The 9,639-nt window shown below is 58.3% G+C and carries 1 pseudogene; it reads left to right on the top strand.

Annotated elements, in window-relative coordinates:
- Positions 1-23: 23 nt before the first annotated feature.
- Positions 24-7,820: pseudogene (locus ACZ6J2_RS19060) on the top strand (hypothetical protein); the annotation flags it as partial.
- Between the last annotated feature and the right edge of the window lie 1,819 nt (positions 7,821-9,639).

Here is a 9,639-nt window from a genome sequence, read left to right as displayed (position 1 = left end):
TGGATACCGGCGCGCTCGGCGGAATGTATGCCAACCGTATCCGCCTGGTCTCCAGCGAGGCGGGCGTGGGGGTGAACCTCGGCAACCTCACCGCGCGCCAGGGCGATATTCAGCTGGATGCCAACGGTAAGCTGATGGTGAATAACAGCCTTGCAAGCGGTAGCCTGACGGCAAAGGCGGATAGCGTTGTGCTCAGCGGCGATCATAAAAGTACGGGATCGATGCTGATCAACAGCCGTTCAGACGTGGCGGTAACGAACGGCAAACTGCTTAGCGACGGGGAAATTACGCTTGCCGGTAATGGAAAGCTGAGCGTCGCTAACGGTACGTTAACGGCGGGTAAAAACATCAGCCTGAACTCTGGTTCGCTTACCGCAGATACCACGAGTGAGGTTAATGCGGCTGGCGCCATTCAGGCTAACGTTGCAGGGGCTGCAAACCATGCGGGTAAGATGACGGCAGGCAGCGGTATCTCCCTTTCCGCAGGCCAGCTCGCTAACAGCGGGAAAATGACCGCGAACGGCGATCTGAACGTCAGGACGGGAAGTTTTACCAATAGCGGTGCGGTACAGGCGCAGAAAAATACCCGGCTCGAACTGGGCTCGTTTAACCATACCGGTCAGCTACTGGCCGGCGGCGTGCTGGGGATCTCAACGGGGGATGCCTGGATTGACGGCATGCTCAGCAGTGATAGCGATCTGAGCTTTAGCGGTACCGGCGCGCTGAATATCGGGCAAAACGGGCAATTGTTATCCACCGGCAGGCCCGGACTGCAGTCTGACAGCGTTATAAACAACGGGCTGGTCAGTGGGAAACAGAATCTCGTGCTCACCAGCCGCCAATTCAGCGCTGTTAAGGGGAGCACGCTGACCAGCGGGGGCAGCCTGCAGCTCAATGCGGGTGATGCGCAGATCGCCGGGGAGGTTCTGGCCCAGGGCGGCCTGTCCTTCAGCGGCGACCGGCTCACGACGCTGGCGAGCGGGCAGCTTCAGTCGCAGGGCGATATGCTGTTGCAGGCGCATAGCGCCGCCGGGCTGGACGGTGTCCAGGCTGCAAAAGGCAACCTGACGCTCGCTACCGGCAGCTTAACGCATCGCGGTACGAGCCGCGGCAGCAACGTTTCTCTGCAGGCTAACCAGATTGACACCAGCGGCTCTCTGCAGGCGGATAATGCCATGGCGCTGAGCGCCGAAACCATTGTTCAGCAGGCCGGAGGGGCGCTGCTGGCGCAGAAAGCGCTGCAGCTTAATGCCAGCCAGTTGATCAACAGCGGTTCGCTGGATAGCGATGCCTTAACGCTTGCCATTACCGGGCATACGGATAACCACGCGAGCGGCAAAATGACGGCCCGCAACGGACTCACGCTGACGGGAAATACCTTAACCAACGACGGCCAGCTGGCTGCAAGAACGCTGGCGCTGACGCTGAATAACGCGTTTACCAACACGGCCTCCGGCAGCGTGCTCGCCGAAAATACGCTCGATCTGACCGCACCGGTGCTGAATAACGCCGGAAGAGTGGCCTCATCCGCTCTGAACCTGAACGCGAATAGCCTCGACAATAGCGGCCTGCTGCAGGGTGGACAAACGTTGCAGCTCGCTTCCGCAAGGCTGGCTAACCAGAGCGGGGGTAAAATCATCAGCGGCAGCGGGCTGACGCTGAATATCCCACAGCTGGTGAATGCCGGGCTAATTTCGGTGAAGCAGGGGCTAACCATTGAAAGCCTGATGCTGACGAACAGCGGCAATCTTGAAGCCCATTCAATGGTGCTAAACGCGGGTCAGAAATTAAGTAATCAGAAAGGCGGCGTACTGCTGGCGGAAGCGTCGCTGGCGCTGACCAGCCCGGAGTTTGATAACGTGGGCAGCGTTCAGGGCAAAACGCTGACGATTGACGCCGGGGAGTGGAGCAACGAGGGGCAGGCTTCGGGGCTGGACAATCTGTCGGTCAATGTCCGCGATACGTTTACTAACCTCGCCGACGGGCGGCTTGTCAGCCAGCAGACCGGCAGCGTGAACGCCGGGCAGTTTGCTAATTTCGGCGGCGTCACGGCAGGTAATCTGAGTATTAACGGCAACAGCGTGAATAACGACGGCTGGTTGCAAAGCGGCGGGGCGCTGGATCTGAATGTCGGTGCGCTGGCCAACCGGCTTTCCGGCACTCTTCAGGCAGGCAGCGGCCTGTCCATTACCGTACAGCAGCTGGTTAATTCTGGCGCGATCTCCGCTCAGCAAGGCGTAGCCCTTGATGCCTTAACGCTGGATAACAACGGGCGGATTGAAGCTCAGGATCTGCTACTGACGCTGCGCGAAAAGCTGAATAACCTGGCTGAGGGGATCGTTCTGGCCCAGCGCAGCCTAAATCTCGTGACGCCGCAGCTCAATAATGACGGACGACTGATGTCGGAAAGCGCGACGCTGAACGCAAAGACAATCGTCAATAAGGGTTTGCTGCAGGGGAGCGCGGCGCTTATTGCTGACGGTGAGCAGTTTAACAATGCCCCCGAAGGTGAAGTCGTCAGCGGCGGTACGCTTACGTTCAATGAGACCCAGCGATTCAGCAACGCCGGTAAGGTGCAGGGCGAGACTATTGGTCTGAATACCAGAAGGGCGGATAACAGTGGCCAGATGCTGGGATTATCTGCGCTTAGCCTCAGCGGAACTGAAAGCCTCACCAATAGCGGTAATTTGCTCAGCAAAGGCAAATTGAGTCTTACGAGCGAGCAGCTGGATAACCAGGGGCAGATCGCAGCGCCTGAGTTGAATATCAACACCCAGCAGATGACCAATAACGGTTTGCTTCAGGGTGACCAGCTGTTTGGTTTTACCGCCTCCTCACTCCATAACCAGAAGCAGGGCAGCATTATCAGCGGCAGCGGGCTCAGGCTTGCCATTCCTGACCTGGTTAATGCTGGTTTGATTTCGGTCACCCAGGGGCTGGCTATCGAGGCCGCGACGCTCGACAACGCCGGGAACATCGAGGCAAAGGATTTACAGCTGACGCTGCGCCAGCAGCTGAATAACCAGGCGAAAGGTGTGCTGCTTGCAGATGATACGCTTCATCTGTCGACGCCTGTGTTCACCAACCGGGGGCAACTGATTAGCCGCTCAGGCACGATAATCGCCGATACTCTGTCGAATGCAGGGTTACTGCAGGGAAACCAGGGACTTTCCGTCAGCAGCCAGGCGCTGGATAACCTTTCAGGTGGTCAACTCCTGAGCGGCGGTGCGCTTACCCTGAATACCGTGCTGGGAAAAAACGCCGGTCGCCTGCAGGGGGATACGGTTCAGGTTGGTGCGGGGCGGCTGGATAACAGCGGCCAGGTGCTTGCTATCAACGGCCTGTCGCTCACCGCCGGGGAATTGAATAATACTGCGGGCGCAGAAATTAGCGGCAGCGGAGGCAGTTTACATGTTGATCGGCTGGTCAACGCTGGACTGATTTCGGTCAGTCAGGGGCTGGCTATCGATGCGCTGACGCTAACGAATGGCGGCAATATTGAAGCGGGCAATCTGGCGTTAACGTCGGTACAGACGTTGAATAACCAGACCAGTGGCGTACTGCTGGCAGACGATACCCTCTCGATTGACGCCGCCAGCGGCGATAACGCCGGGAAGCTTATCAGCAGTAACGCGCGTCTTGCGGTGAGCAGCTTAACAAATAGCGGGCTGATTCAGGGAAACCAGTCCCTCGGCCTGCAGAGCAGCCAGTTGAACAACATCGCCAGCGGCCAATTGCTGAGCGATGGCGATGTCGGGCTTAACGTTGCCCGCCTGGAGAATGCTGGTCGGGTTCAGGGGAAAAACCTGACGCTTACGGGCGGACAGTCTGGCGGCGTTAACCGCGGACAAATGCTGGGCCGCGAGGCGCTGAATATTTTGTTCTCCGGGGCCTTCAACAACGACGGGCGCCTTATCAGCCAGAATTCCCTCAGCCTGAAAAGCGGGGCATTTGCTAATACCGGCGTCGTTGCTGCCGCGACTATTGACGTCGACAGCGCGGCGGCAACGGCAAAAAACAGCGGATTAATTCAGGCCGACGGCAAGCTCAGCTTCGCCGCCGCCTCATTGTCCAACCAGAAGAGCGGTTCGCTGGTGGCTGGCGATGATATAGCGCTTACGGCACCTGCGCTGGTCAATGACGGGCTGATTTCATCGGGGAAAAACCTGCACCTGGAAGGGACTTCTCTTGATAACCGCGGTGGTCTGGAAGCGCTGAATGTGCAGCTGAATCTTTCCGGTCAGCTAAACAACCTGCCTGAGGGACGTCTGTTTGCCGACGACCTGCTGACGCTTAACGCCGGAAGCTGGCGTAACGACGGGCAGCTTATCGGCAACAACGTCATTATTACGTCTGGCCAGGGGCAAAATAGCGGCCTGCTGCAGGGGGATACCGGTCTTAAACTTGCCGTTTCCGGCCTCGATAACGATCTAGCTGGCAAGATAGTAAGCGGTGGGCTGCTGGATATCACCGGCCAGCAGCTGAATAACAATGGCCTGATGCAGGGGCAGAACATCCTTCTGCACGGCGCGGATTTCAACAATGCGGGTTCGCTGACAGGCAAAGGCGATCTGACGCTGAATGTGGATCATACCGCGATCGTCACCGGGCAAATGCTGAGCCAGGGCAAGCTGCAGATTGCCGCCAATCATCTCGATAATAGCGGTATTCTGGCGGCGAACGCGCTGAGCGTGAGAACCGGAGAGCTCAATAATACCGGGACGCTGCAAAGCAATGGTGCCCTGGATCTCGTGGCGGACGCGTTCAGCAACGGCGGTACGCTTCTGGCCAAACAGGCGCTAAATCTTACGAGCGCAACCCTGACTAACAGCGGTGTGATTCAGGGCGACACGCTGACCCTCGCGGTAAAAAACGCGCTGACCAACCGGGACACGGGCAAAGTGCTTGCAACCCAGGCGCTGGCTTTTGACGGCAATACGTTAACTAACAGCGGCACGCTGGCGGCAGATAATGCGCGCCTGGCTGTCGGGATCCTGAATAATAGCGGTCTGGTGCAGGGTAACAACGGGCTGGCGATCCTGGGACAAGCGGCACAGACCTCAGGACTGAGGAGTGATGACGCCGTTCAGACGCCTGCTGCCAGAGTGATTAATAACCTGATTGGCGGACAGCTGTTAAGCGGCGGTGATTTGACGCTTGCCGGTGATAAGGGTGATAACGCCGGCACGCTACAGGGCCAGACGCTGAACGTTAAGGCCGGAAGCTGGAATAACGAGGGGACGCTGCTTGGCCAGCAAGGCGCTAGCCTGAACGTCAGCGGCATGCTGGCAAACAGCGGAACGTTACTCAGCCAGGCCGGGTTTGATATTCGCGCTGGCGCTTTCGAAAACAGCGGGCAGCTGGCGGCGGGCAGGCTTAACCTGCAATCGGACAGCATCAGCAACAGCGGTGTATTGCAGGGCAGCGCTGCGTTGACGTTCACTACCCGGGCTCTGGATAACCTTACCGGTGGACAAATCCTGTCCGGTGGTTCACTCAATCTCGATCTACCGCAGTTTACCAACGGCGGGCTCGTTCAGGCGAGTCAGGACATGACGCTGACGACCGGCAGCTTTGACAACCTGGGCACATTGTCTGCCGGAGCGTTAAATCTTAACGTCGCGCAACAGCTGAATAACCAGAGCGGGGGCAAGCTGCTGGCGGCTCGTGAGCTTAGCAGCCAAAGCGCCAGCCTGACGAATAACGGCGTGCTTGCCGCAAAGAGTGTTGATCTCACTAGCGGCCAGATCGACAACAACGGCATCCTGCAGGGAGACAGCGCGCTGGGGCTGCACACGCCGCGGCTCAACAATCTGGTGAATGGGCAAATTATTAGCGGCAGCTCGCTGAATCTCTCCATCCCGCAGATGGTCAATCTGGGGCTGATGTCTGTCAAAGAGGCGCTGGTCCTTTCCGGATCCACCCTGGATAACCAGGGAACGTTACAAGGCAGTCGCGTGGGGCTAAGTTTCTCCGGCGACGTCGTGAACCGCGGCAATGCACGCCTGGTGGCACAAAAAGATCTGACCCTGAACGCGGCCAGCCTTAATAACCAGGGCACGCTAGCGGGAGATTCGGTGAATATCATCACCAACCTGCTGACCAACGTCGGCTTGCTGCAGGGCAACAGCGCGCTGGCGCTGAACTCCCTCACGCCATCAACCCTTGTGCTTAACAACAAGACCGGCGGGCAAATTATTACCGGCGGGGCGCTGACGCTCACTCTGCCGCAGCTGACCAACCAGGGGCTGCTGCTTTCACAGCAGGGGCTTACGCTTAACCTCGATAATCTCGACAACCAGGGCATCGTGCAGGCGCGCGATCTGGGCCTGAACATCGGCAACCAGCTGACGAACCAACAGAGTGGACGACTGCTCGCTCAGCAGGGCTTGACCCTGACGGCCGCACGGCTGGATAACGCAGGTCAGCTGGCGGCGAGTAATGCCACGCTGGCGGTCAATATCCTGAATAACCGCGGCGTGCTTCAGGGCGACGGTGGGTTGTCGATTACCGCACCGACGCTGAACAACCTGACGGGTGGGAAACTGCTTACCGGCGGACAGCTGACGCTTAAGGCTGGTCAGCTCGCGAATGGTGGGGTAATGCAGGGGCAACGGCTGGGCGTGAACGCGAGTGGCTGGAACAACAGCGGCAGCGCGCTCGGTACCGACGGACTGACCGCTCAGGTTGATAACCAGCTGACCAACACGGGGCGTCTGCTTGGCCAGGGGAATACGCGCGTCACTGCGGGGGCACTGAATAACCAGAGCTCGCTGCTGGTTGACGGTGACCTGATACTGGACGGCGGCAGCCTGTCAAACGGCGGCAGCATTCAGGGCAAGACCCTGACGGTAAATAGTGGCACGGTCGATAACGCCGGTTCCGTGATTGGTCTGAACGCCCTTACGCTTCAACCTCTTCAGGTGCTGACCAATCGGGCCGGCGCATCAATGAAAACGCAGGGAACGCTGCTGGCGGGTGGGCAGAGCATCACGAACGATGGTCTGTGGCAGTCGCAATACCTGAATGTTAACGCCCGGCAGTTACAAAACAACGGCACGCTGCAAAGCGCGGGAAATATGGAGCTCGCGCTGACCTCTTCCCTGGTCAATACGGGCTCAATGGTGGCGAACGGGACGGCCACGCTCGGAGCGCCAACGCTGAAGAATCAGGGACAAATGCTGGCGAAGAAGATGTCGCTGTCGGGCGGTTCGCTCAGTAACAGCGGTAGCATCAGCGGTGCTGAAGGCCTTGGCGTCACGCTCAGCGGCGATCTTGACCAACAGTCGGGTGCGAAGCTGTTAAGCAACGGTCTGCTCAGCATGGGGGCCAATATTCTGACCAACCTCGGTCATATCCAGGGGAACACCCTGACGCTGAATGCCGGTAGCCTGAATAACCAGGGCCGCATGGAGGCAAATACCGCGCTCAACGCCACGCTGCGCGGTAACGTCGAGAACGGACGCAATGCCGTGATGCTGAGTCAGGGCACTTTTCAGCTGGGCGCACAGACGCTGAATAATGACGGTACGTTACAGGGAAACGGTAATACGCAGTTCGATCTGCGCGATCGCGGCAGTAATCAGGGGCAGTTACTCAGTGGCGCAACGCTGACGCTAAACGCGCCGGGGTTGACCAACAGCGGCTGGGTGCAAGGTTTTGCCTTGTGGCTCAACGCGGGTTTGCTGAATAACAGCGGTACGGTGCTGGCACAGCAGCAGGGAACGCTGGGTGGGAATTATATTGTAAACAACGGCATGCTGCAGGGCGCGAACCTGACGGTTAATCCAGGCCAGCTCGATAATAACGGTACGGTGTATGCCACCCAGAATCTGGGGATCACTGCCTCGCAGGTCAATAACGCTGCCGCTGCCCGGATGCTGAGCCAGGGTAACCTGGCGATTAACGCCGGTAATACCAGCCTGCAGGGGCAGATTGTGTCGCTGGGGGATCTCTCCCTCGCGAGCAAGGCTTCCTATAATCAGCTGACTACGCTGGCCGCGGGGAATACGTTGTCCGTCTCCAGCCAGGGCGATATCACGACTAATGGCCTGATGCAGGGCAAGGGGATACAGCTTTCTGCTGCGGGTACGCTGAATAATAATGGTCAGCTGCGGGCGGGCTATGGCGAAAGCCAGCTCAGCGCAGGGCAGCTAAACCTGAATGGTACAGGCAGTGTCGAGGCGGGCGGTACGCTGCGCCTGAGCAGCCTGAACGGTATTAATAACGCAGGGTTTGTCGGAACCGCAGGCGATCTGATCGCCAGCGCCGGAAGCACGCTGCTGAATAGCGCCCTGCTGTACGCGGGCAATAATATGAGCCTGCTGGCGAACAGTATACATAACGCGCGCGGCGATATTCTGGCCGGCAACAGCCTGTGGATGCAGCGCGACAGCGCGGGTAACGCTAACGCGGAAGTTGTGAATACTTCAGGCAGTATTGAAACCCAGCGTGGCGACATTTCGATTCTGACCGGGCATTTAGTAAACGAGCGGGATGGGCTCAATGCAGTCCAGAGCGAAACGAATATCGCGCCGTCCTGGGTTAAGGGGGGAACGGCAGATATTCCTGTGGACTGGATTTCCTCTTCCGGTACCGGCAAGTACGGTATGTATGTGACGGAAGGACATCGTTATCACGGCCACGGTGACGACTGGTACCAAATGCTTGGCAACTATGCGCCTTATGAAGATGCGGATGTTCAAAAAGTTGCCGTTAAAACCGTTTCGGTTTCCGTGAGTGCGAAGGGGCAGCAGTCCCGCATTGCGTCCGGCCGAGACATCATCGCCCGGTCTGATAACGTTGAAAATATGGCGTCGTCGATTCTGGCGAACAGAAATATTCAGCTTTCAGGAAGTACCTTAAATAACCAGTCATGGCTAAACGGCACGTCGACGGTTTATAACGTTTATCGCTATGGGGTAGGCGATAAATATGCCCGGAGACCTGATGAGACCACGCGAAGCTATGACAAGCTGGTATCAAAGTCTATTAGCTATGTTCTTGACAGTGTGACCACTGAAGGGGCCAGCGGAGACGTTTATCGCGCCGTTATCCAGGCCGGTGGCGCGGTAGTCGCCAGCTTCAGCAACAACATCAGCAATACTTCCACCACGGCGAACGCCCCGGGCGTTAAGCCTGGCCTCAGCGCCCCTGGGCTGAACCTGTCTGGCGGCCCGACCGTTGCGTCTGGGGCTAAGGCCACCGGGCTCGGCGCGGCAACCAGCCAAAGCGTTGCTGCACCACAGGCGACCATTAACCTGCCCGGCGGCGGAAGTGGCATAGGCAATGCGGAAGCGCTCACCAGTCGCAATGCCGGTAATAACGGTCTGGCATCAATTGATAATCGTCCCCAGAGTATCGGCGATTTTGGCCAGGCTGGCGGCAAGCTGGCTGACGTTCACCTGCAGGCTACAGGCTTAACCACCCAGAACAGTGCGAACGGTACGCCGGTTGATTTAACCGGGAGCGGTGCAGCCCTGGTGGTTACCGGCAGCGCGGGTGGCAAGCATACGACTATTGCCAGCGATGCCGTGGCGCTGGCGGGGCAGCAGCAGACGGGGACAAGCGGGACGTCCGCGCTGGCTTCCCGCGATAAGATCGGTGAAATCGCTGCGGTAACAGCTCAGATCATTTCTC

The organism is Enterobacter sp. E14S, assembly GCF_055666685.1.
The sequence above is the reverse complement of the archived record's forward strand: the minus strand, read 5'-3'. Positions and strand labels throughout refer to the sequence as shown.